This is a genomic window from Microlunatus elymi (assembly GCF_007362775.1).
Classification (GTDB): domain Bacteria; phylum Actinomycetota; class Actinomycetes; order Propionibacteriales; family Propionibacteriaceae; genus Microlunatus; species Microlunatus elymi.
In genome coordinates this window covers 998,209-1,020,192 of sequence record NZ_CP041692.1, presented here as the reverse complement: position 1 = coordinate 1,020,192, position 21,984 = coordinate 998,209, and the positions used below count along the sequence as shown (strand labels likewise).

Here is a 21,984-nt window from a genome sequence, read left to right as displayed (position 1 = left end):
GCTAAAGGAGGGCTTCAGTTACGTTGTCGATGAAGTCCCAGTCGTAGTCCAGCCCGAGGCCGCGTTCATCAGGGACGGTGGCGTACCCGTCTGAGATCTGGATGCCGGTCTTCAACCCGAAGTCGTAGTCGTCCAATGGGTAGAGCAGTTCGAAGTAGCTGCAGTTGGTCATCGCGGAGGCGCATTGCAGGTTGATCAACTCGAGCGCATGGTAGATGCACGAGTGCAGCTCGCAACGCATCCCGAAGGCGTCGGCCAGCGAGCCGATCTTCATCACCTCGGTGATGCCACCTCGCCAGGAGACGTCGGCACGCACTGCGTCTACCTGGCCGTTGGCGATGGCCGCGGACGTACCCCTGTTGCCCCAGGGGCTCGTCTCCGTGCCCACGATCGGGATGTCCAACTGCTCTCGTAGGCGCTTCTGGCTGTGCCAGTCGACGTCGTGCACCGGTTCTTCCAACCAGCGATAGTTCAGGCGTTCGAGTTCTCGTCCGACGATCATGGCCTCGTTATAGGTGTAGGCGCCGACTGGATCGGACATCAGCGTGAAGTCGGGACCAACCGCTTCGCGTACGGCAGCATAGAGTTCGAGATCCTCGGTCACGTCACCTCCGGGATGGATCTTGTAACCCTGGAAGCCGGCTTCCTTCGCCTCGACGGCTTCCCGCAGGTAGGCGTCGACCCCTCCGGCGTGGAACATGGAACTGACGTAGACCGGAACGTGGTCGCGGAATCGACCCAGCAGTCGAGAGACGGACACTCCGGACTTCTTGCCGATGATGTCCCACATGGCATTGTCGAACGGCCCATAGGTGTAGCTGGGCGACAGTGTCCAACTGCGGTCGAACTTGCGGAACTCAAGTGCCGCGCGCTCTCGCTCGTAGACATCGCGACCGAGGAAGAACTGCTTCAGCGGCACCATCCCTTCGCCGGCGGTCCGGGGGTTCAGGGTGGAGAATCCGAATGACGTGCCCGTGGTCCCGTCCGCCGTCGTCAATGTCAGGACCAGGAACGGTCGTCGTTGACCTCCGCGAAGCTTCGCACTTTGCGTAACATCGGTCTGTTGGCCGTCGCCTCGACACACCCGGATGGCTATCTCGCTGATCTGGTTCGGGGACGGATCGTAGGTCATGTTCATCTCCTTTGATTGACCTTCACTCAGATGCGGCTTCCCGGACGCTCAGATGTTGGCCGCGCATCACAAACTTGCCGGGACTCACAGCACGCCGTACGCGTTCCAAACCTCACCAAGGGTGCGACCGCCCAGAAGCTCGTCAAGAACCGTTGACTCCGTGGTGGCGCGTTCGTTTGCACGCCGGACGGTCTGCTCGCGGACTGCCTCAGGCACCACCACGATTCCGTCGTCGTCAGCGAGCACCAGATCGCCGGGTGACACCTGAACATCGGCGCACGTGATCGGCTGCTGAGTCGATTCGATTCGCATCCGAGCTCGATAATCGAGGGGGCGCGTGCCGGCAGAGAACACGGGGAACCCGAGCGCCTCGACCTTCGGACGATCCCGCGTGTACGAGTCACAGATCACTCCGATCGCGCCGCGCCCGATGGCGGCTGCCGAGAAAAGCTCGCCCCAATAGGCGCTGCGCTGATCGCCGCCGGTCCCGACGACGATCATGTCGCCCTGCTGCACTCCATCCATGAACTCGATGAACGGCCGGTACGGATCAGGGTTCTGGTACACAACCTCGGCGGGTTCCGCGATGGGCTCGAAACGGATCGTACGAGCCCTGCCGACGATGCGTGCCCCGGGCCGCAGCGGTCTGATCGCGGCAGACATGACGTGGCCCCGCTCCCCCAGCGCATCAAGGGAGTCCGACAGCTGGGCAGATGTGACCCGATCGTCGAGGACGGCGGACGAGGGTGGCAGGTTGGTCACTGAGCGCATCTCCTTTGTCGCACGAGCTGTTCCGGCGGCGTTCGCAAACAACGTGAAGGCGCTGTTCAACGTAGGGCACGCACCTCGCGGCGTCAAGAAATTGGTTGGGCCAGATCTTACATTCGGCAAGCTAGTTTGGTAGCGTCCGCCGCGAGCGTTGTGACCGTGGTCCAACCACTTGCCGATTGTTGGGCCGACTCAATGAGGAGATCCATGCAGCCCACCGCTACTCCACGAGCTTCAAAGATCCGCTGGCAGATCGCCGGGCTGGCGGGCCTGGGGACCGTCATCACCAATATCGATCGCTCTACGATCAGCGTGGCACTGCCGTTCATGAGCCACGACTTACACATCCCTCCCATCATCGAGGGGCTTGTCCTGAGCTGGTTCTTCCTTGCCTATGCGATCGTCCTACTACCGGCCGGGGTTCTGGTCGACAAGTTCGGGGCGAGGCTGGTCTACGGCATTGGCGGCGTGCTTTGGGGCATCGCAACCCTGGCCACCGCGGCCGTGACCGGCATCGTCTCGCTTCTGGGCCTGCGGCTGTTGCTGGGAGTGGGCGAGGCAGCCCAGTACCCGTCCTGCATCAAGGCGACGCAGCAATGGTTCCCGCTGCGGGAACGTACTGCGGCAACCGGGCTTTGGGACTTGGGTGCGCGAGTCGGTGGGGTGATCACGCTGCCCTTGGTGGCAGGCATCATCGGTGTCGCCGGCTGGCGGACCGCTTTCGTGGTCGTCGGCGCTTTGGCGCTCATCTGGGCGATCGGCTGGCTGATTGAGTACCGCGCGCCGAGCGAGCATCGACGGGTGAACGCGGCCGAACGCGCCCTGATCACTGAGGGAAGCGAAGAGCAGCCGACCGAGCGCACCAAGCCTCGTTGGGTTGAGTTGTTCCGCCACCGGTCCACCCGGGCGTTGATTCTCGGATACTTCTGCTTCAACTACACGGCGTACTTCTTCATCACCTGGTTTCCCTCGTACTTGGTCAAGGAACGAGGTTTCAACCTGTTGAAGCTCGGCTTCTTCGGCGCGATCCCAGGCCTGGTTGCCGTGTTCACCGAGCTCTCCAGCGGCTTCTTGCAAGACAAGTTCATCGGCATGGGCAGGAATCCGATCAAGGTCAGGAAGGGATTCATCGTCATCGGGATGCTGATCTCCAGCGTGATCGCCTTGGCGGTGCTTGTGCCATCCGCCGGCGTTGCCCTGGCACTGCTCACGCTCAGCTATGGGGCCCTGCTGGTCGGCGGACCGTCGCTCGGTACGTTTCCGTCGATCTATGCACCGCAGGGCTCGCAGATCGGTGCCCTGGCGGGCGTACAGAACTCCGCAGGCAACGTGGCGGGCTTCCTTGGCCCGATCGTGACCGGCGCCATCATCACCGTGACCGGATCCTTCATCGTGCCGCTGCTGCTCACGGGTGGCATTGCGTTGCTCGGTGCATTCACGTTCCTGGTGATCTTGCCGAATCGATCGAGCAATCGCGCGCTGGACGAAGCACTCACAGCCTGAGCCGCACGGTCGATGGCGCAGTTAGCCCACGAAGTGGGAACCTTTCAGATATGACTGATGAGACGCCAACAACCTCATCCAATGGCCGCTACGCGGTCGATCTGGTGGTCGGCAGGATCAAGACACACATCCGAGCGAACGACCTGCAGCCCGGCGACAGGCTTCCACCCGAGCGAGCGCTGGCCGCTGAGATGACGGTCTCCCGCAACACGATCCGCGAGGCTCTCTCCTCCCTGGAGCACATGGGTGTGATCGAGATCAAGCGGGGCTCTGGAGCTTTCGTCCGGAAGCTCGAGCCGCACGTGCTGCTCGACGGTGTCTCGTTCATGATCGAAGTCTCGCCGATGGCGACACTGCTGGACTTCCTGACCCTACGCAGGATCGTCGAGGCCGAGGCTGCGAGTTTGGCCACCGTACGAATGACCGAAGCGGAACTGGTTGGGTTGAGGGAGTGCCTGGAGGGGATGCCCGAAACACCATTTGATGCAGAGCTCGACACGTCACCGGAGACGGTGGAGCAGGACATCCGCTTTCACCGACTCATCTGCGAGGCAGCGCGTAATCCGGCACTGAGCACGCTTGACACCGCGCTCAACAGCTCGACATTTCGACTGCGAGTCCGCGGCGGCGTGTACAGATCGAGTGCACGTCCCGCCGATGCCCGCAGCGAGCACGCACCCATCTTCGATGCAATCCGGGACCGGGACCCAGCCCGGGCCAGCGCAGCAGCCGCCGCCCACGTTGGGGCTGTGGAGCGACGGCTGCGGGAAGCGCTCGAAGGTCCGGAGAGCCAAGATTGAGATTGGTTGGGCCAATCACTGGAATCGATGACTCGAGTCCGCTAGTTTGGCGGCCAGGCATCGATGTCCGGTTGGACCAATCATCTCGTCGAAGGAGACTCCATGCGTATCGAAACCGTCCGTTCCGTGCTCCTCACCTACGACAATCGCAACGATCCGCCGTTGGAATGGGTCGGCGGGCGAATCTGGGCGTGGAATGCGGCTCTCGTCGAGGTGCGTACGCCCGATGGCACCATCGGGCTCGGTGAGGTGTCCCAGGCGACCATGGCGGCCGAAGCAGTGCCAGGATTGCTGATGGCGCTCGAGCCGTATCTTCCTGATGACGACTTCCGCGCGGCCGACATCGGTGATCATCTTCGATCCTTCACTCGCTTCTGGGCGCGCGGTGGAATCGCCTCGGGAGTCATCGCCGCGGTCGAGATGGCCTGCTTGGATGCCGAAGCGAAAGAGAACGGAGTCCCCCTCTGGCGGCATCTCGCCGAAGACCCGGACGCGGTGCCGGACTCCATCCGTGGCTACGCCAGCGGCGGCCTGGGGGTGACCAAGGAGCAGGTCCACGAGTGGGTGGCCCAGCAGGAAGACGCCGGTTTCGGAACCGTCAAGATTCGCGCGATGCGCGATCCCCAGACAACCGTCGCGTTGATGGAGCACATCGCGCCGCTGCTTCAGTCCGGCACTCGCGTCGCTCTTGACCTCGTACAAGGGTGCGCGTCACGACCCTGGAGCGTCGACGATGCGATCAAGGTCGGCCAAGCGTTCCAGACCACCCTGCCCTTCCACTGGTACGAAGAACCCTGCGCCGCCGAGGACGTCGCCGGCTACGCAGCCGTGACCGTAGCCCTCGACGTGCCGGTATCCGGTGTAGAGAGCTACAGCATTCGTGATCAGTTCGAGCACCTGATGGACGCCAACGGCGTCCGCGTCGTTCAGCCGGATGTCGGGATGGTCGGCGGCTTCGCCGAATTCCGCCGCGTCGTGACGGATGCCCGCCGGAGAGGCGTCGATTCGATCCCGCACGTCTGGGGAAGCGGCGTGCAACTGCTGAACAGCGCACACGTCGCGTTTGCACTGGGTATGCCGCTGCTCGAGGTCTGCACGCTTAAGAACCCGATGCGAGAGGCAACACAGTCTAAGCCGTTCCCCATCGCCAACGGCGTGATCGACCGGGCCGCACTATCCGAACCCGGAAGCGGGGCCATCCTGCCGGACGGAGCCGAGGAGGAATTTAGCTTCGTGCCCGCCCTCGGAATGAAGATCAGCTGATATGTAGTGATGGTTTGTCAAGTGGGCAGGGTGAGGCGCCGTCGGGATGGGTTCTCAACGGCGCCTCGTTCATGTCGTGGATGATCATGGTCTGGTTGGGCGTGTTCGCGACGGTTGGTCAGGCTAGCGACAAACGCTCGACCATGTCGGTCATCGAGGTTCACACATCTGCTCCAGATCGCTCACCAACTCGCCCAGCTGTCGTTTGCCACCGCCACGGGGCTATTCATAGAGGCGGTCGAGGAAGGGGTCCAGGTTGTCCTCGACGGCCTCGCCCGTGTGTTCGGTCGGCCAATCTCACTGGTGTCCGTTCTTCCGCTGCTCCAGGGCTCGCCGAATCCGATCCGGCGGCTGGCCGGTCAGCTTGGCGATGATCTGCACCCGATTCTTGTAGACGACCACACCAGCGACGACCAGCAGACAAAGGACTAAGAACCACATCACTCAACGGTAGCCACCGAGATCCGGGGCGCCTGCGCGCTCGCTTCCCGTTGGAGCACCCGTCACCCAGGCACGCTCGAAGGCATTGGTGTAGAAGGTGAAGGCCGGACTGTTTCGATCTTGGAACTGCAGCACGGGCGACTCCGCCGCAGGTATGCCGTACGCATGTGGGTTGATCAACAGAATGTCGTCGAACCGGAAGTGGCCGGCATAGATCGTCGCGGACTGTTGACGCACGGGGACTCCTCGGCCAAGCGAGTGCTGCAGGTAGTGAAGCATCTCCCGACAATGTTCGGGCAGCACCTCGGTGCCCAGCTCGTCTGAACGCGCCCTGACGGCCGGACTTGATGGATCGCCGACGAGTATGCGGACGCTGGCTCCCTTACCCGCAATGGAGCGGAGGACCGAACCGAGGTCGACTACCTCAAGCAGGAAGGTGCCGGCGTACGCCAGGATGTCGAGGCGCTTGGTGGCTCGTTCGAACAAGACGTGCCAGGTCTCGGCGGAGATCGATGAGCACGTCGGCCAGATGCCTGAGATATCTCCGGCTGTCGCGGCCGCCCGTCCATCGAGAAGCACGGACGGCCAAAGGTACGTTTCCTCCTGGCCGACAGCTTGGGCCACGTGCCGCCGAGTGGCCGGATAGGGAATCCGGTCCTCGTTCAGCCAGCGCTGCACCGTCTTCACGTCGACCTCCGCCAGCTCAGCGAGTCGAGCCGGTGTCAGCTCGGCGTTCAGCATCGCGCCGCGCAGTCGGCGATTGGTCATAACTCAAGTTATCATTGAGCGCAGCCATGTGGCCCACAGTAGATGTCCCCAGATGTCCGGGAGATGTGGTGTAGATGTCCACAGATTTTCGCCATTCTCACTGTGAGGGCGCTTCGCGGCGCATCCTCGCAGCGAGATCACGTGGACCGAGGAGCACAGATGACAACCGAGACCGGACCCGTCGACCGGCAACGACTCGTCGACCTCGCCGTCTTCGAGTACCGATCCCTCGTCGTACGCCGGCTCGGCGTGACCGCCGAGTGGCGGGTGCTCGAGTGGATCGATTCCGCGGCCTGCCGAGGCAGCTCAGAGGTGTGCGTCGAGATGTGCCAGCGTTGCCCGGTCGCCGGCGAGTGCCTGGCCGCCGCCATCGCCAGCGATGATCGGGCCGAGTTCCGTGGCGGACTCAGCCGCGATGATCGCGAACACCTGTGGACGGGAATGGAGCGAACCTACCGAGAAGTTCGTGATCTTGAACTGATGCGGCTGGACGTCAACCGCCTCCTCAACGGCGCGCGCCCGGCGACGCGGCTGCACAGCGTGAACGGTGCAGAGCGATGACGACCGGAACTACCCAGTGGTGCGCGAACATCCGTAGGAGGCGTCGATGAGTCAGGCGTCGGCCATCCCGAGGATCGTGGAAGCCAAATCACTTGCACCCAAGAGAAAGCGGCGAATCCGCCCTGCCGCTGATGACAAGCTGACCCTCGCCGAGCTTTGCGACGAGCTCCAGGTAGCCCGCTCCACCTTCTATGACTGGCGCGCCAAGGGGAACGCGCCACGGTGCATCAAACTCCCGAACGGCGACCTACGAGTCCGCCGAAGTGATCTTGAACAGTGGCTCTCGGAGCATGAAGAAGGAAGCTTTGGCTGATCTGTCTTACGACGTACGGATTCAGAACCTGGAGAAACGGCGCAATCGCGACGGCAAGATCACGTCGTTTCGGGTCTGCTGGCGCATCAACAAGCGCCTGCACCGTCGTAGCTTTCCTTCCCGGTCACTCGCGGATGCGTTTCGATCGGAGTTGATGGGTGCCGCCAAGCGGGGCGAGGTATTCCGGAGCGACACCGGCGAACCAGCGTCATGGGATCGGCCCAAACAGCAAATCACGTGGTTCACCTTTGCCGAGGGCTACGCCGCAGCCAAGTGGCAGCAGGCCTCTCCGAACTACCGGCGTGGCATCGCCGAAGCATTGATCGATAGCACCGAAGCGTTCATCACCAAGGACAGCCGCCCTGACCAAGAACGGCTTCGCGCGGCTATGCGCTGGGCCTTCAGCACCAAGATCATCGATCCGTCAGCCGAGCCGGACAAGTCGATCGTCGATGCGGCGAGTTGGCTGCGGAAGAACACCGTTGGGATGGATGTTCTTGGCGATCGGTCTACCGGAGGCAAGCTCGTCCGAGCTGCGTTGGTCCGTCTCAGCCAAAGGAAGGATGGAACACGGGCGGCAGCGAACACGACGAACCGCAAGCGGATGGTGCTGCACAACGCATTTGATCATGCTTGCGAGAGCGGACTGCTGCTGGTGAATCCGCTGACCTACGTCAAGTGGACTCGACCAAGATCAGTATCGGCGGTCGATCCTCGCGTGGTCGTGAATAGTGACCAGGCGAAGAGGTTTCTCGACGCAGTAGAGCGGCACAGTGAACGAGGTGCACGCCTCAAGGCGTTCTTCGGCTGCATGTACTACGCCGGTCTGCGTCCCGAGGAGGCCGCAGCGCTGCGCGTCACGAACCTTGCGACCCTCCCGGACGAGCCGAACACCTGGGGCGAGTTCCACCTCACCCATTCAATCCCGCGATCCGGCAGCCGGTGGACGGAGAGCGGCATGCCCCGAGAGCTGGCGCCGCTCAAGCACCGCGCCGTCGGAGATACGAGGTCGGTCCCCATGCATCCCGAGCTCGCCCGCATGCTGCGCCACCACCTCGCGACGTACGGCCCAGCCCCTGACGGCCACATCTTCATCGGCGCCCACGGCGGCGCGGTAACCGACCGGACCTACCTCAAGATCTTCCATGAAGCACGCGCCGCAGCGTTGACACCCGAGGAGGCCGCGTCACCACTCCTGGATGTGCCCTATTCGTTGAGGCACGCCGCGGTTTCAACCTGGCTGAAGGCCACCGGAGATCCAGCCCAAGTCGCCGCGTGGGCCGGCCATAGCGTCCTCGTTCTGCTACGGGTCTACGCGAAGTGCGTGTCCGGCGCGGGCAGCGAGAGTCTGCAGAAGATCCTCGACGCGACCCAGAGCTGATCACTCCCGTGGGAGAGCATTGGGAGAAAACGTCCGTCTGTAGCCGGATCTGGCCGGACACAGCCGGACAATCCGGGCGAAATGAAAATCAGCGTCTGCCCTAGTCAGACGCCGATTTCATACGTGGTGGCAGGTGAAGGATTCGAACCTTCGTAGGCGAAGCCGACGGTTTTACAGACCGCTCCCTTTGGCCGCTCGGGCAACCTGCCGCGCCGTGCCATTTCTGGACGGCGAGGGAACGATAGCAAGTCGGGGCGAGAGATGGAAACCGGGTGGTCGGCCACCGGCTCAGGGGCGGATCTCGACGGTGCCGAAGGCGGGGCCGAGGATCGGCTCATAGCGTACGGACGTAGCCTGCGGCTCGCCCTCGACGACCACCTGACCTACCCGTTCGCCGACGATGATCGGCCACTTTCCCGGGCGGGCGGCGACCGTGAGTCGGTCCGACGTCGCGTCGACGACCGCGCCGGACCAGGCGTGCAGCAGGCCGAAGGAGGCCATCGACCGGACGTAATGATTGCCGCACTCGGTCTCGTTGAACGGGTTCCGCGAACGACCGTCGTGCCGATCCCGTGCGTCGGCGACCACCGCCGCCGCGGCGTCCAGCTCGCCCTCGACGGCCAGGCCGACCGCGAGGCTGTACTCCTGCCCGGTCCACACCTCGTAGCAGTACGGGAACGGGCGCTCCGGGCGGTCACCGCGAGGAAACGAGCAGTTGATCATGCCTCGCTCGTCTGCTGTCGCGTACGTCCGCAAATGGTTGACCTGGTCGGTGAAGCCGTCGCGATGGTTGTGCCGCACGATGCTGGCCAAAGCCTCAGACACGTTGGCCGGCGAGAGCCCCGTCACCACTCCGCTCATCGCGGCCGCCGTGTGTCCGACCAGCTGATCGGTCGTGCAGCCGCTGCCGATCTGCAGATCGGGATCGACAAGATCATCGGAGCCGACCGCGGGATTCTCTCCCTGGTAACGGATCCGCAGCCCTTCGGCGATGTTATCGGCCGTCATCGGTGGTCGGATGTCCTGCGCGTAATACCCACTGGCGAACAGCACGTCGTCGGTCAACCTCGCGCCGCGCTCGGCCAGGTCGCGACACCGCGACGCGAAATCATGATCGCCGACCGCGTCGGCCAGCTCGCTGCAGGTCGCCAATGCCGCCAGATACCAGGACTGGTTCACCCCACTGGGCCCGTAGTACTCGACATCCATGGTGTTGTGCTGACAGCCCTCCATCAGGCCGTCCCGATCCGCATCCCAGCCCTTGTCGATCCAGGCGAATTCGAGCGCCCGCCGAGCATTGGGCCACAGCTCTCGCAGCCGATCGGTGTCGCCGGTCAGCCGCCACGTCCGGTGCAGCCGAACCAGCGCACCCATCTGGCCGTCCGCCGCAGCGATCCGCCAACCCGTGCCCTCGGCCAACGGCAGCCCGGCCCGGAAGCTCATCAGTCCGCGATCGTCCAACGAGTGGACGAATTCGACCTCGCGCATGCTCCAACCAAGATCGCCGAACAGCTGCTCCACCGCGTACTGGTAGTTCCAGACATGGGTGCAGCTGCCGTGACAACTGCCGGTCCGCAGATTGCAGCCTTCCCAACCCAGGAAGGTGCCCTCGGCGATCCGGAAGCAGGTCGGCGACTTCAGTACGGCGACGTTGGACAGCACCGCGTCGGCCACCGGCCGAGGCAGATCACTGTCCACCACCGCTCGTACAGCGGCAACGGTGGCCGACTCGAGTTGATCAAGATCGGTGACCGCCCGACTGATCACGTCGGCAGCGTCGCGGAACCGGCCGGCATACTGGTTCCCGACGATCACATCGGCGCGGCCCGGTTCCGCCCGGTCGGCCGGATCGTCCAGCCAACCGCGACGGTTCGGCAGGTGCCAGCCGATCAGATACCGGGCCCGCCAGACCGAGTCGGGCTGCAGGGTTCCGCTGGCGACCAGGCTGGCGGTCGGCGTCCTGGCACCCTTGCCGATCGGATCATCCACCTGGCCGTCTGCCGAGAAGTCGTCCCAGAAGTCCAGCAGCGAGTCGCCCCAGGACAGGCCGGCCCAGTTCGTACGACGGCTGGTTGCCGACTGCCCCGCCAGCGCGATCGCCAGCGTGCCCCAGGCCTCGTCCGTCTCGTCCAGCTGGGTGCTGTGTCCCACCAGACCGTCGTACCCGGCCCCGGTCACCGGCACGAACACGTTGCCCGGTGGGATCCGGTAGCCGCCGTCCGGCCCAGCATGCGCGCCGATCACGTGCTGCAGATTGCCGCAGACACTGACCTGCAGCGGCCGGTCGGTGAGGTTACGCAGGCTGACCCGATAGGCCAGCAGCGGCAGTCCACTGGCCTCGGCGTCGCCCGGCACCAACGGATTGAACACCTGCAGCACGGCTTGCACCGGAACCGCCGGATCGGTCAGCGTGACCTGGCCGAGCGGATAGGCCGCGTCGAACTCCGCGTCCCGGAAACGCGGCATGCCGGCCAACGGGACGGCGCTGCCGTGGGCTCCCTGCCGTTCCCCCGGCAACAGCGCACCTTCGAGCAGTCGCGTGTGCACTGCCGCAGAACCCTCGGCCGGCGCCGGATCCTCAACCCTGACAGCGAAGAACGACTGCGGATCGTGTCCCTTCGCCGGCCGGTTGAGCAGCTCCCAGTCCATCAGCTGCCCGCGTCCGCCGAGGCTGATGCAGCCGGTGCCGATGCCGCCCACCGGCATCGCCACCCGGAGTAGTTCGTCGCCGCGGAAGGTTCGCACCCGCGGCCATTCGGGCGGCGTCGTTTCGAGGTCCGCAGCAAGATCATCGGGTCCGGTCACGTCGTCGCCCCACCTTTGCTCGTAGCGTCGTCATCCTGATGGCACGCCACCTCCTGGTGGCGCGGAGGACCGGCGGCGCCCAGTTCGAGCACCGACGTCCAGCAGGCTGCCGTAGCCAGCAGTGCGACCGGTGCCGGCACCAAGATCAACAGTGTGCCGGTGAACGCGACACAGGCCCAGATCCCCAGCCCCAGCAGGCAGATCGGCGCCAGGAACCGGACCGGCCAACGGGCGACCAGATGAGCGGCCGTCAGCCACAACAGCCGACCGCGTAGCCCCGGACGTGACACGCCGAGCGGCAACACGGCGATCATGGTCGCCCCGACGACCACCGTGACGATCGCCGAGACGATCACCGGCAGGTACGCGATCGAGCTTCCGGATTGCTGAAGAGCCAACAACGCCAACACCAGAAGCGTTGCCGGAGCCGCGGCGATGATCAGGGTCCGGGTACCGAAGCCGGCGAATCGACCCAGCGCCGCCCACCATGATCGCAGCGAGGTGTCGTCGCGGGCCAGGACGTCGTCGGCCACGGCGCAGACCGCGGCGGCGGACGGCCCGACCAGCAGCGGCACCAGGACCAGTCCGATGATCGACAGTTGACTGATCACGATCGACACCACGGCTGCACCGGTCACGACGGCACCGGCCACCGACAGCGTCGGCAGTTGGGTCCACAGACCGCGGATCGCCCGTCGCAGCACGACGGCCTGATCGGCCCGGACCGAGTCGCCGGCACGATCACCGAAGTCTGCAGCGATTCCTGGCGGCGTCTCGATCATGATCATCCCCGCAGTCCGGCCGAGGCGACGCTGGCGACGAACGCTCGCTGGAAGACCAGGAAGACCACCAGCACCGGCACGACCACCGCGGTGATCGCGGCGAACACGACCACCGACGACCCGCCCTGCCCGGCCTGCAGGGTGACCAAGCCGATCGGCAGCGTCATCTTCTGCGGGTCACTGAGGAAGATCAACGGCCCGAAGTAGTTGTTCCAGGCTGCCTCGAAGCTGAGGATGGTCATGGCCGCGATCGCCGGTCCGGACAGAGGCACCAGCATCCGGAACAGGATCCAGCCGTGCCCTGCGCCGTCCAGCGTTGCCGCCTCGTCCAGATCCCGCGGGATCGTGTTGAAGTACTGCCGGAAGAAGAAGATCGAGAAGACGTTGATCAACGCCGGCAGCCACAGCGCCGCCAGATGATCAACGAGGCCGAGATTCCGCATCAGGATGAAGATCGGGATGATCGTCATCTGCACCGGGACCATCAACGCCACCAGCAGCAACGAGAAGATCCTTTCCCTGCCGGCAAAGCGCAACCGGGAGAAGCCGTAGGCGGCCAACAGGCTGACCAGGATCGAACCTGCGGTCGAGATGACGGCCACGATCAGGCTGTTCAACGCCATCCGCCAGAACGGGATCAGGTCAGTGATCCCTCGGAAGTTCGCCCAGGTGAAGGGATGCGGGATCCAGTTCGGCGGCAGATCGAACGCGTCCGACTCCTTGGTCAGGCTCTCGCTGATCAGCCAGATCAGCGGTGCCAGCATGATCAACCCGAGCACCACCAGCACCAGGGTGAGCGCGATCCGGCCGAGTTGCCGTCCGGTCACGACTGATGCACCCACCGTCGGGCGAACCAGAACTGGAGTGCGGTGACGATCGCCATGATCACAAAGACCAAGATCGCCACCGACGAGGCGTAGCCGACCTGGAAGGCCTGGAATCCCTTCTGGTAGAGGTACATCACGATCGTCAGCGTGGAATTTTCCGGGCCGCCGTTCGGCGTGATGATCTGCACCGGATCGAAGATCTGGAACGCGCCGATGAAGGTGATCACTGCGGCGAAGAAGATCGTCGGTGACATCATCGGGATGATCACGTGCCAGAGCCGTTGCCACCATCCGCAGCCGTCCACCCGGGCCGCCTCGATCAGTTGACCGGGCACCGTCTGCAACCCGGCCAGCATGATCACGAAGGTGAAGCCGATGGTGTGCCACCAGTCAATGCCGATGATCGCGGGCAGCGCCCAGGACGGGTCGGTGAACCAGTCCGGCGGGTTGAATCCGATCTTGGTCAGATAGTAGGTGCCCATCCCGAAGGTCGGATCCAGCACGTACTTCCACAACAACGCCACCGCCGCCCAGGAGATCACGAACGGGAAGAACAACGACGTCCGGACGAAGTACGAGGCCGCCCGACTCCGCAGCGCGTCCACCCCGAGCGCCAGCAACAGCCCGCCGATCAGATGGGTCACCACCGAGGCCAGCGCGAAGACGAAGGTATTGCCGAGCGCCTTGTAGAGCAGGTCATCAGACAGCATGGCCTTGAAGTTCTTCAGCCCGCTGAACGTTGCCGGGGTGAGCATGTCCCAGCTGAACAGGCTGAGCACGATGGCGGCGATGAACGGGCCCAGCACGAAGATCACGAACAGCAGCAGCGCCGGGCCGACGAAGATCGACCCGGCCAACCACTGGCTGCGGCCGCCGGCGCGCGGGGTCCCATCGATGTCGCGGGACGGTCGTACCGGAGCGACGGTCGCTGTCACAGCAGGGCTTGGATCGACTTGTTCGCAGTCTCAAGCGCGGTTTGTACCGGCTGGGTCCCGGTCAGCGCAGCCTGCCAGCCCTTGGTCACCGCGGCCTGCATCTGCGCACCCTGATCGGGGCTGGGAATCGGCGTCGCGTAGTTGATCGCGTCCACCAGCAACGTGGTTCCCTTCGGCGCGTCCTTGGTGAACACGTCGCTCTTGGCGACCTCGGTCAGGGCGGGCACGTTGGTGCCGCCGATGCTGGCGTAGAACTCGCCCGCTTCCTTCGACATCATCCACTTCAGGAAGGTCCAGGCGTTGTTCTTCCGCTTGGACGCCTTCAAGATCGGCCAGCCGTCCCAGCCTGCGGGCGAGCCGTTCTGCGCCTTCGTCGGCCAGTTGACGATCTGGGTCTTGTCGACCATGTTCAGTCGGCGCATGTCCAGGGTCGGCCAACGGCCGCCACCCAACGTGGCCAGTTTGCCCTTGGCGAACTGGGCAGCGGCGTCGAAGGTCCCGCCAGGTTTCGGCGACAGCCCGGCGTCGAGCAGGTCCTTGACATAGGTCGCCGACTCGATCGCCGCAGCAGAGGCAAATGTCGCCGTCTTCCAATCCGCGTCCAACGTGCTGGCTCCGTTGGTCAGCAGCCAGGGCATGATGTCGACGAACGGGAAGCCGTAGCCCAACGGCAACAGGAACGCGCCGGTCTTGGATTTGATCTTGAGCCCGGCCTCCTTGAACTCGTCCCAGGTCCAGTCCTTGTCCGGAAGATCAACTCCGGCCTTCTCGAAGACGTCGGTGTTGCAGTAGGTCACCACCGTGTTGTAGCCGCCGGGGATGTAGTAGGTCTTGCCGTCCGGAGAGCCGTACTTCTTGCTCCAGTCCTTCAGGTTGGGCGCGATGCCGTTGAAGAACGGGTCGGTGACGTCCTTGTCCGCAGCGATCCGATCATCGAGCGGTTCGAGCAGGCCCTTCGAGGCCATCAGCCGCTGACCCTCGGTCGCCACGTCGACGATGTCGGGGATCTTGCCGCCGGCGATCTGTGTGGACACGGTCTGGGCGAAGGTGGCCCAGTCGCCCGCGGCGATTCCGGTCGCCTTGATCTCGATCTTGGGATGCGACTTGTGGAATGCATCGAAGAGCTGATTGAAGGCCTTCTGCTGGGTGGCGTCGCCGAGATAGATCAAAGTCAGCGGGCCGGCCGCGTCCTTCTCCCCGGACTGCTGCCCGCCGGAGTCGTTGCAGCCCGCCAGTGCGCCGGCCGCGGGCACCGCGAGCGCCGCAGCGCCCGCCTTCAAGATCGTACGGCGACTGACTTCGCCGGCACCGGTCGTACTCATGTGTCTCACCTTGCTTCATCGCAGGTGGTCATCCCCGCTGATTGCGTCGATGACCACTAGGGACCATTGAGGAAACGATTACCCGCTTCGTTCGCACTCTAGGTGTGCTGTCAGATGCCGTCAAGACATCGGCGCCGGCGCACCTCCACGACTGATCACCGGTGCCGGCGCGAGCTCTCCCGGACGATCAGCCGAGTCCCCAGCAGCACGGTTCGCGGCGGGGCCGGCGCGCCGGGGTGATCACTGGGTCGCTTGCGGGCTGCCGTGATCCGATCAAGGAGCAGCCGCGCGGCTTCCACCCCGATCTCGTACGCGGGTTGGGCCACGACGCTGAGCGGCGCCTCGATGAACGCCGCCCACGGCGCGTCGTCGAAGGCGACCATGCCGATGTCGCGGCCGAGCCGAAGGCCGCGTGCGGTCAACTCCTCCAGTGCGCCCAGCGCCAGCTCCGAATTCGCCACGAACAACGCGTCCGGCGGATCTGCCGCGTCCAGTAGCTCCGCCGTCGCCTCCCGACCGCCGTCGGCGCGGTAGTTGGTATGCCGGACCAGGCTGCGCCCCCGCCTGATCCGATGCCGAGCCAACGCGTCCAGGAAACCCCGCATCCGGTCTTCCGCGGTGGCCGCCTGCCGAGGTCCGGTGATGCACGCCGGCCGCCGCCATCCCTGCTCCAGTAGGTGTTCCGTAGCCCTGAACGCGCCGGTAGCGGAGTCGGCCAGCACACTGTCCACCGGTTCACTGAGGTTGCGGTCGACGGTCACCACCGGGACTCCGCTGGCCTGCAACCGACCTATGTCGCTGCCGGTGATCGTCGGCGACAACAGCACACCGGATACCAAACTGCGCTCGGCCACCTCGAGATAGCGCGCCTCCTTGGCGGCGTCCTCGTCGGCGTTGCACAACAACACCGAGTAGCCGGCCTGCTGGGCGACGTCCTCGACGCCGCGGGCGATCGCGGTGAAGAACGGGTTGGCGACGTCGGAGATGATCAAGGCCCAGACGTCGGTCTGCCGTCGGCGCAGGCTGCGGGCGACCCCGTTCGCCCGATACCCCAGCGCCCGGGCCGCGGCGTGCACCCGCTTGGCCAGCACCGGATCGACACTGGGCACACCGTTCAGGGCGCGCGACACCGTGGCGACCGAGACGCCGGCCCGTTCGGCCACGTCCTTGATCGTCGGCATCGACTCACCCGTCCTCGATCAGGGGTCGGCGACAAGATCGGTGCAGCTTGTCGCTCCCCGGACTATATAGCGACGTCCTGCGTAATCGTTATCTTCACGTTTCCCATGCCGATCGGGCGCGTCTCGGTCGTGCCGTGTTGCAATAGTGTGTGACGCACAGTATTGTGCCGGTTGTGGACGAGGAGAGTGTGCTGGCCGCGCACCTGCAGGAGATCCGCCGCGGATCGGTGGTGGTCGCCTGCCTGGCGGTGCTGCGCCAGGAGCACTACGGTTACTCGCTGCTCAGCACGTTGGAGGCGGCGGGTTTCCCGGTCGAGGCCAACACCCTGTACCCGTTGCTGCGGCGGCTGGAAAAGCAGGGATTGCTGACCAGCAACTGGAACACCGACGAGTCGCGTCCGCGCAAGTTCTACACCGTCAGCCCGGAAGGCGAACGGCTGCTCGGTCAACTGGCCCAGGAGTGGGAGCAGTTGAACTCCAACATCCGGGCCGTGATGCAGGACAAATCGTGAAGCAGGACAAATCGTGAGGCAGGGAAACAGTGATGCAGGGGGAACACCAGTGACCGAGACGACTTCGGACCTGACCGAGCGCTACGTCTGGGCCGTCACCCACCGGCTGCCTGCCGGCCAGCGCGACGACGTCGGCGCCGAACTGCGCGCCACCATCGCAGACATGTCCGAGGACCGGTTGGCAGCACTGTCCGGGGACCCGATGGCAATGCCTATCTCGAGCGGCCGAGCCGGTTCGGCCGATTCCGTCACCGAATCCGTGGTCGGCGATGTGTTGGTTGAACTCGGCGACCCCGCCGTGCTCGCCAGTCGCTACCGCGGTGGCGCCCGGCAACTGATCGGACCGGATCTCTTCTACGACTTCCGCCGCACCGTGACCACCCTGCTGGCGATCGTCGTCCCCGTCACCTTGATCGTGGCTATCACGGTCAACCTGGCGATCGAGGACAAGTCCCTCGGCGCCGGCATCGGTGAGGGTGTCGTCTTCACCTTGCAGGTAGCGGTGCAGCTGGCCTTCTGGACCGTCGTCGCGTTCGCCCTCGCCGAGCGCGCCCGGTCCCGCACAACGTCCACCGGTGCGACGAATTCGACCGAACCGGGGCAGGCCTGGCGCCCGTCGCAGCTTCCCAAACTGCCGGCCGGTCGGCCGATCCGGTTGTCCGGCACGATCATCTCGGCCGTGGTTTCCTTGGTGATCTTGGCCTGGTTGCTCGCGCAGCAGTTCCTCTCCAGCTTCCAGACACCCGACGGTGACCCGATTCCCGTCCTCGATCCAGCGCTCTGGTCCTTCTGGCTTCCGGTGCTGATCGTGTTCCTGGTCGCTGACGTCGCGGTGTCCGTGATCAGCTTCCGCGCGCGCCGCTGGACCTTCCCGGTGATGATGATCAACGTGGTCTACAACGCCGTAGCCGTCGGCTTCGTCGTGGTCATGTTCACCACCCAACAGGTCCTCGATCCCCGCTATGTGGTGGCTTTCCGGCAATCCTCCCCTGACCTCGATCCAGGAGTCGGCGTCCACTTCGTCCTGTTGATCGTCGTCCTGATCGGGGTACTGGACATCGTCAAGGCGATCCGCGGATACCGGCAACGCGGCTGAGGTCGGCAGCCCGAAGAACGTCGTCGAGATGTGCAAAATCGGCATGCGATGCGTACCTCGACCTGCTGGAATCGCCTCATGATCGACTTCCGCTCGGCAACGTCGCTGACCACTCGCCCGCTGACCATGGCCGACGCCCGAGCGGTGTACGAGTTGGCCGCGGCCCAGGAGCAGCACGACCTCGGCAAGATAGAGATCGAGCCGGCCGACATCGTCGCCGACTGGCAGCGCCCCAGCTACGACATCGGCGCGAGCACCATCGGCGTCTTCGATGCTGCCGACCTGATCGGCTATGCCGAGCTCACCGCCCCGGACCGCTGTGATGCCGCCGTGCATCCCGACCATCGCCGGCGCGGCATCGGCACGGCACTGGCCGGCTGGCTGCAGCGCCGCGCTCGCGAGCTCGGCTCGTCGGTGGTCGGCACACCCGTCCCGCAGGGTTCGCCCGGCGATCGGCTGCTGACCTCGCTCGGCTACCGGGTGCGCTGGACCAGCTGGGTGTTGGCGCTGCCGGCCGGCACGACGATCCCGGATCGTCGTCCGCCCGCCGGTTACTCCGTTCGCGAGGCGCACCCGGACGAATACCCGCAGGTGCACAAGGTCCTGGAGGATGCGTTCCTGGAGTGGTCGGTGCGCGATCGTGAGCCGTACCAGGATTTTCTGGCCAAGTCCGTACGCCGTCCGGGCTTCGAGTCGTGGAACCTCCGGGTTGCCGTCGATCCCGACGAGCACGTCGTCGGCGTCGCGTACGTGATCATGGCCGGCGACCCGGCCGACGAGGCGTACGTGGATCGGCTGGCAGTGCGTCATGATCAACGACACCGGGGCCTGGCGCAGGCGCTGCTGGTCGACGCGTTCGCACGCGGCCGCGGGCACGGTGCCAGCCGGTCCTCGCTCGCCACCGACAGCCGGACCGGCGCGTTGACGCTGTATCAGAAGGTGGGCATGGTGATCGGCGACGTCTGGCTCAACCGGGCAATCGACCTGTAGCAGCCATTCCGACGCGAACGCCCTACGCTAACCAGCAAGTCCACCGGTTGCTGATCGACGGCCATCGATCGGAACCGACCTCGACGAAGGAGGAGCCATGGCCTCGGAAAGTTCGTTCGACATCGTCAGCAAGGTCGATCGACAGGAGGTGGACAACGCGCTCAACCAGGCCGCCAAGGAGCTGCGGCAACGGTTCGACTTCAAGAACACCGACGCGGCGATCCGCTGGTCCGGCGAGCTGGTCGAGCTGGAGGCCAACTCCGAGGAACGGGTCAAGGCAGCGTTGGACGTCTTCCAGACCAAGCTGATCCGGCGCGGGGTCAGCCTGAAGGCACTGGATGCGGGTGATCCGCGGACCTCCGGCAAGCTGGTCAAGATCACCGCCTCGATCAAGGAGGGGATCAGCACCGAGGACGCCAAGAAGGTGTCCAAGTTGATCCGCGACGAGGGCCCCAAGGGCGTCAAGGCGCAGGTGCAGGGCGAGGAGTTGCGGGTGTCCAGCAAGAGCCGTGATGCCCTGCAAGAGGTACAGAACTTGATCAAGGAACAGGACTACGACTTCGCCGTTCAGTTCACCAACTACCGTTGATCACCAGGCTCGGTTCAAGATCAAACTGCGCGTGCGACCGGTCCGGACGGCTCCGACGGGTTGGCTCGATTCACCGGCCCCTCGAAGAGCTTGATCACTTCCTCGGCAGGTTTGCCCTTGGTCTCGGGCAGGAAACGGTAGACGAACATGGCACCGAGCGCGCACAGCACGGCGAAGATCACCATGATCCAAGCCAGGCCGATCCCGACCTGCAAGATCGGGAAGACGATCACCAGCGCGTAGTTGGCCAGCCAGTCCACCGCGGCGCCGATCGATGCCGCCCGGCCTCGTACGGCGGTCGGGAAGACCTCGCCCTGCAGCAGCCAACCGGTGCCACCGATGCCGATCGCGAAGCAGGCAATGAAAAGCGCGAAGCCGACCATGATCACCAGCAGTTGCGCGACACCGTGCAAGAAGGCCGATCCGACAGCGCCGATCAGTAGGAAGATGATCATCAACAGATAGGCGCCGATCGCCAGCCGACGGCGGCCGATCTTGTCGATGAACCGGAACGCGAAGTAGGTCGCCGCGACGTTCACCACGGCCAGGATGCCGGCCGCCATCACACCGGCGACCTCGGCGTGGACCGCGGTGGTGTGCGGGCCGGTGAAGTACGGCGTGAGCAGATGCGGACCGTAGTAGAACGCGACGTTGATGCCGGTGATCTGCTGGAAGATGAAGAAGACGCAGACCACGATCAGCGCACGCTTGACGGCCGGCGTCCAGTTCGTCCTCGCCTCCACCTGCGCCCGTTCGGCCTGCAGCGACAGCGCCTCGGCGTGCACCTGCTCTGCGGTGACGACCACTCCGAGCTTGTCCATCGCCTTGACGACGTCGGCCTCCCTGCCCTTCTCCAGCAGCCAACGCGGCGACTCCGGCATCCTGGCCCGCATCAGCAGCGAGATGATCGCGGGGATGAATCCCACCCCCAGCAGGATCCGCCAGTCGACGGTGGACGCGGCGTGCGGGGCGATCAGCAAGATCACCACCGCCACCACGTACGCCGCGAGAATGCCGATCGTGATCATCCACTGCTGGATGATCGACAGTGAGCCGCGCCGGCTCTTCGGGGCGAACTCGGCGATGTAGGCCGTCGCGATGGCCGAATCCGCGCCGATCGACAGGCCGATGATGAGCCGGCCGATCACCAGCGTGGTTGCGTTCGGCGCCACCGCCGAGACCAGCGACCCGAGCGCGAACAACCCGGAATCGACCAGCAGCAAGGACTTCCGGCCGAACCGGTCGGTCAGCGGTCCGGCGACGAGCGCGCCGACGAACGACCCCAGCGACGCGCCCGCGACGGTGATCCCGGTGCCGACCGCACCGAGATCGAAGGGCAGGAAGACCAACGCGGATCCGATGTTGGACGAGTCGAAGCCGAACAGGAAGCCACCGATCGTCGCCAGTACGGCGAGATAGATGTAGAAGCTGCCGATCTCACGATTGTCCAGCGTCGCGAGGATCCCGCCCTTGGCATCCGTCATGTTCGGAACGTACGGCGCGGGCGTTCGGCCGGTCAACGACACGCGCTGCCAGGATTCTCAGGTTCGCCTGAGCCAGTCTCACGCCGTCAAAGGCCGCCGCACTACACGGCGAACGGATTGATCCAATCGACTTCGGCGAATCGCGCGAAGTCCGAATCCGCAGAGCAGATCTGCACGCCGTATTGGATGCACAACGCAGCAAGCTGGGCATCGGTGATCAAGTTGCCGCGGAGATCTCCTTCGATGATCAGCCGCCTCAGGACGTCGGCATGTGCTTCAGTGGGCATAGGAATCCAGGTCATCTCGGCAGCGAGCCAGTCATCCACGTACTGCCATGCATCCTCCACCGACAACGGGTTTTCCGACGCTCGTGGATGGGTCGCGATGCGCAGAAACGCGGTCAGCGACACCCACGGAAGGCCGACTCGCTCAACCCCATTGAAAGCTTCCTCAAGCCAATCGCGGGCCCGGGAGTGGAATCTCGAACTGGTGTCGACGGCGTACAACAGGATGTTGGCGTCGACAATCACG

At 64.7% G+C, this 21,984-nt stretch carries 22 protein-coding genes and 1 tRNA gene; 10 read left to right on the top strand and 13 right to left on the bottom strand.

The window, feature by feature from the left end; translation table 11 throughout:
- Position 1 precedes the first annotated feature (1 nt).
- Positions 2–1,132: an enolase C-terminal domain-like protein gene (locus tag FOE78_RS04500; RefSeq protein ID WP_168207375.1), complete on the bottom strand. Its 1,131-nt coding sequence runs from the start codon at positions 1,130–1,132 to the stop codon at positions 2–4.
- 84 nt (positions 1,133–1,216) lie between these two features.
- Positions 1,217–1,894, bottom strand: a complete 678-nt coding sequence (locus tag FOE78_RS04495; RefSeq protein ID WP_210414805.1) for an RraA family protein — start codon at positions 1,892–1,894, stop codon at positions 1,217–1,219.
- Between the two features lie 213 nt (positions 1,895–2,107).
- Here FOE78_RS04495 and FOE78_RS04490 point away from each other — a divergent pair, with 213 nt between their 5' ends.
- From FOE78_RS04490 to FOE78_RS04480, 3 genes are all read left to right on the top strand, one after another.
- A complete protein-coding gene (locus FOE78_RS04490) occupies positions 2,108–3,403 on the top strand; it encodes an MFS transporter (RefSeq protein WP_168207374.1) in 1,296 nt (431 codons plus the stop codon).
- A 50-nt stretch (positions 3,404–3,453) separates the two neighbouring features.
- Entirely contained in the window at positions 3,454–4,203 is a 750-nt protein-coding gene (locus FOE78_RS04485; RefSeq protein WP_143985246.1) for a FadR/GntR family transcriptional regulator, read from the top strand.
- 102 nt (positions 4,204–4,305) lie between these two features.
- Positions 4,306–5,466, top strand: a complete 1,161-nt coding sequence (locus FOE78_RS04480) for a mandelate racemase/muconate lactonizing enzyme family protein (RefSeq protein WP_168207373.1) — start codon at positions 4,306–4,308, stop codon at positions 5,464–5,466.
- Positions 5,467–5,763: 297 nt separating this feature from the next.
- On the opposite strand, the gene FOE78_RS23520 is transcribed toward FOE78_RS04480, so the two are convergent.
- On the bottom strand, positions 5,764–5,907 hold the full coding sequence (locus tag FOE78_RS23520; protein ID WP_168207274.1) for a hypothetical protein: 144 nt from the start codon (positions 5,905–5,907) through the stop codon (positions 5,764–5,766).
- 3 nt (positions 5,908–5,910) lie between these two features.
- Positions 5,911–6,675: a helix-turn-helix domain-containing protein gene (locus tag FOE78_RS04475; protein ID WP_143985244.1), complete on the bottom strand. Its 765-nt coding sequence runs from the start codon at positions 6,673–6,675 to the stop codon at positions 5,911–5,913.
- A gap of 159 nt (positions 6,676–6,834) precedes the next feature.
- On the opposite strand from FOE78_RS04475, the gene FOE78_RS04470 reads away from it, so the two are divergent.
- From FOE78_RS04470 to FOE78_RS04460, 3 genes are read left to right on the top strand one after another with little or no spacing between them, the layout of a single operon-like run.
- Positions 6,835–7,236 carry a WhiB family transcriptional regulator gene (locus FOE78_RS04470; RefSeq protein ID WP_168207372.1) on the top strand — a complete coding sequence of 134 codons (402 nt, stop codon included), beginning with the start codon at positions 6,835–6,837 and terminating at the stop codon, positions 7,234–7,236.
- Between the two features lie 46 nt (positions 7,237–7,282).
- Entirely contained in the window at positions 7,283–7,549 is a 267-nt protein-coding gene (locus FOE78_RS04465; RefSeq protein WP_143985242.1) for a helix-turn-helix transcriptional regulator, read from the top strand.
- Positions 7,527–8,930, top strand: a complete 1,404-nt coding sequence (locus FOE78_RS04460; protein WP_168207371.1) for a tyrosine-type recombinase/integrase — start codon at positions 7,527–7,529, stop codon at positions 8,928–8,930. The genes FOE78_RS04465 and FOE78_RS04460 overlap by 23 nt, the downstream gene beginning before the upstream one ends.
- A 124-nt stretch (positions 8,931–9,054) precedes the next feature.
- Here FOE78_RS04460 and FOE78_RS04455 read toward each other — a convergent pair.
- The 7 genes from FOE78_RS04455 to FOE78_RS04425 form a co-directional block, all read right to left on the bottom strand.
- A tRNA-Tyr gene (locus FOE78_RS04455) sits at positions 9,055–9,139 on the bottom strand.
- A 79-nt stretch (positions 9,140–9,218) separates the two neighbouring features.
- Positions 9,219–11,735, bottom strand: coding sequence for a GH116 family glycosyl-hydrolase (locus FOE78_RS04450; protein WP_210414804.1), 2,517 nt, complete (start codon positions 11,733–11,735; stop codon positions 9,219–9,221).
- The gene (locus tag FOE78_RS04445) at positions 11,732–12,523 is read right to left on the bottom strand and encodes a hypothetical protein (RefSeq protein ID WP_143985240.1); all 792 of its coding nucleotides are present in this window, start codon (positions 12,521–12,523) and stop codon (positions 11,732–11,734) included. Before FOE78_RS04445 ends, FOE78_RS04450 begins: the two co-directional genes overlap by 4 nt.
- Positions 12,520–13,344: a carbohydrate ABC transporter permease gene (locus tag FOE78_RS04440; RefSeq protein ID WP_228266046.1), complete on the bottom strand. Its 825-nt coding sequence runs from the start codon at positions 13,342–13,344 to the stop codon at positions 12,520–12,522. The genes FOE78_RS04445 and FOE78_RS04440 overlap by 4 nt, the downstream gene beginning before the upstream one ends.
- A complete protein-coding gene (locus FOE78_RS04435) occupies positions 13,341–14,279 on the bottom strand; it encodes a carbohydrate ABC transporter permease (RefSeq protein ID WP_143985239.1) in 939 nt (312 codons plus the stop codon). The genes FOE78_RS04440 and FOE78_RS04435 overlap by 4 nt, the downstream gene beginning before the upstream one ends.
- Positions 14,276–15,601: an ABC transporter substrate-binding protein gene (locus tag FOE78_RS04430; protein ID WP_143985238.1), complete on the bottom strand. Its 1,326-nt coding sequence runs from the start codon at positions 15,599–15,601 to the stop codon at positions 14,276–14,278. Before FOE78_RS04430 ends, FOE78_RS04435 begins: the two co-directional genes overlap by 4 nt.
- 155 nt (positions 15,602–15,756) lie before the next feature.
- A complete protein-coding gene (locus FOE78_RS04425; protein ID WP_143985237.1) occupies positions 15,757–16,782 on the bottom strand; it encodes a LacI family DNA-binding transcriptional regulator in 1,026 nt (341 codons plus the stop codon).
- A gap of 149 nt (positions 16,783–16,931) precedes the next feature.
- On the opposite strand from FOE78_RS04425, the gene FOE78_RS04420 reads away from it, so the two are divergent.
- The 4 genes from FOE78_RS04420 to FOE78_RS04405 all read left to right on the top strand — a co-directional run bounded on the left by FOE78_RS04420 (position 16,932) and on the right by FOE78_RS04405 (position 19,969).
- A complete protein-coding gene (locus FOE78_RS04420; protein WP_210414803.1) occupies positions 16,932–17,294 on the top strand; it encodes a PadR family transcriptional regulator in 363 nt (120 codons plus the stop codon).
- A gap of 49 nt (positions 17,295–17,343) precedes the next feature.
- Positions 17,344–18,390: a hypothetical protein gene (locus FOE78_RS04415; RefSeq protein WP_143985236.1), complete on the top strand. Its 1,047-nt coding sequence runs from the start codon at positions 17,344–17,346 to the stop codon at positions 18,388–18,390.
- Positions 18,391–18,468: 78 nt separating this feature from the next.
- Positions 18,469–19,380 (top strand): GNAT family N-acetyltransferase, encoded by a 912-nt coding sequence (locus FOE78_RS04410; protein ID WP_143985235.1) that lies wholly within the window; start codon positions 18,469–18,471, stop codon positions 19,378–19,380.
- Positions 19,381–19,477: 97 nt separating this feature from the next.
- Complete coding sequence (locus FOE78_RS04405) at positions 19,478–19,969, top strand: YajQ family cyclic di-GMP-binding protein (RefSeq protein ID WP_143985234.1); 492 nt, start codon at positions 19,478–19,480, stop codon at positions 19,967–19,969.
- A 20-nt stretch (positions 19,970–19,989) separates the two neighbouring features.
- On the opposite strand, the gene FOE78_RS04400 is transcribed toward FOE78_RS04405, so the two are convergent.
- Together FOE78_RS04400 and FOE78_RS04395 are read right to left on the bottom strand one after the other, a co-directional pair.
- Positions 19,990–21,453: a sugar porter family MFS transporter gene (locus tag FOE78_RS04400; RefSeq protein ID WP_143985233.1), complete on the bottom strand. Its 1,464-nt coding sequence runs from the start codon at positions 21,451–21,453 to the stop codon at positions 19,990–19,992.
- A 101-nt stretch (positions 21,454–21,554) separates the two neighbouring features.
- A complete protein-coding gene (locus tag FOE78_RS04395) occupies positions 21,555–21,983 on the bottom strand; it encodes a type II toxin-antitoxin system VapC family toxin (RefSeq protein WP_143985232.1) in 429 nt (142 codons plus the stop codon).
- Between the last annotated feature and the right edge of the window lies 1 nt (position 21,984).

Excerpts from the sequence above, each read along its gene's own strand:
- FOE78_RS04430 (WP_143985238.1), bottom strand. The coding sequence starts at position 15,601 with ATGAGTACGACCGGTGCCGGCGAAGTCAGTCGCCGTACGATCTTGAAG.
- FOE78_RS04445 (WP_143985240.1), bottom strand. The coding sequence starts at position 12,523 with ATGATCATGATCGAGACGCCGCCAGGAATCGCTGCAGACTTCGGTGAT.
- FOE78_RS04485 (WP_143985246.1), top strand. The coding sequence starts at position 3,454 with ATGACTGATGAGACGCCAACAACCTCATCCAATGGCCGCTACGCGGTC.
- FOE78_RS04475 (WP_143985244.1), bottom strand. The coding sequence starts at position 6,675 with ATGACCAATCGCCGACTGCGCGGCGCGATGCTGAACGCCGAGCTGACA.
- FOE78_RS04460 (WP_168207371.1), top strand. The coding sequence starts at position 7,527 with ATGAAGAAGGAAGCTTTGGCTGATCTGTCTTACGACGTACGGATTCAG.
- FOE78_RS04400 (WP_143985233.1), bottom strand. The coding sequence starts at position 21,453 with ATGACGGATGCCAAGGGCGGGATCCTCGCGACGCTGGACAATCGTGAG.
- FOE78_RS04480 (WP_168207373.1), top strand. The coding sequence starts at position 4,306 with ATGCGTATCGAAACCGTCCGTTCCGTGCTCCTCACCTACGACAATCGC.
- FOE78_RS04410 (WP_143985235.1), top strand. The coding sequence starts at position 18,469 with ATGATCGACTTCCGCTCGGCAACGTCGCTGACCACTCGCCCGCTGACC.
- FOE78_RS04470 (WP_168207372.1), top strand. The coding sequence starts at position 6,835 with ATGACAACCGAGACCGGACCCGTCGACCGGCAACGACTCGTCGACCTC.
- FOE78_RS04500 (WP_168207375.1), bottom strand. The coding sequence starts at position 1,132 with ATGACCTACGATCCGTCCCCGAACCAGATCAGCGAGATAGCCATCCGG.
- FOE78_RS04405 (WP_143985234.1), top strand. The coding sequence starts at position 19,478 with ATGGCCTCGGAAAGTTCGTTCGACATCGTCAGCAAGGTCGATCGACAG.
- FOE78_RS04465 (WP_143985242.1), top strand. The coding sequence starts at position 7,283 with ATGAGTCAGGCGTCGGCCATCCCGAGGATCGTGGAAGCCAAATCACTT.
- FOE78_RS23520 (WP_168207274.1), bottom strand. The coding sequence starts at position 5,907 with ATGTGGTTCTTAGTCCTTTGTCTGCTGGTCGTCGCTGGTGTGGTCGTC.
- FOE78_RS04490 (WP_168207374.1), top strand. The coding sequence starts at position 2,108 with ATGCAGCCCACCGCTACTCCACGAGCTTCAAAGATCCGCTGGCAGATC.
- FOE78_RS04425 (WP_143985237.1), bottom strand. The coding sequence starts at position 16,782 with ATGCCGACGATCAAGGACGTGGCCGAACGGGCCGGCGTCTCGGTCGCC.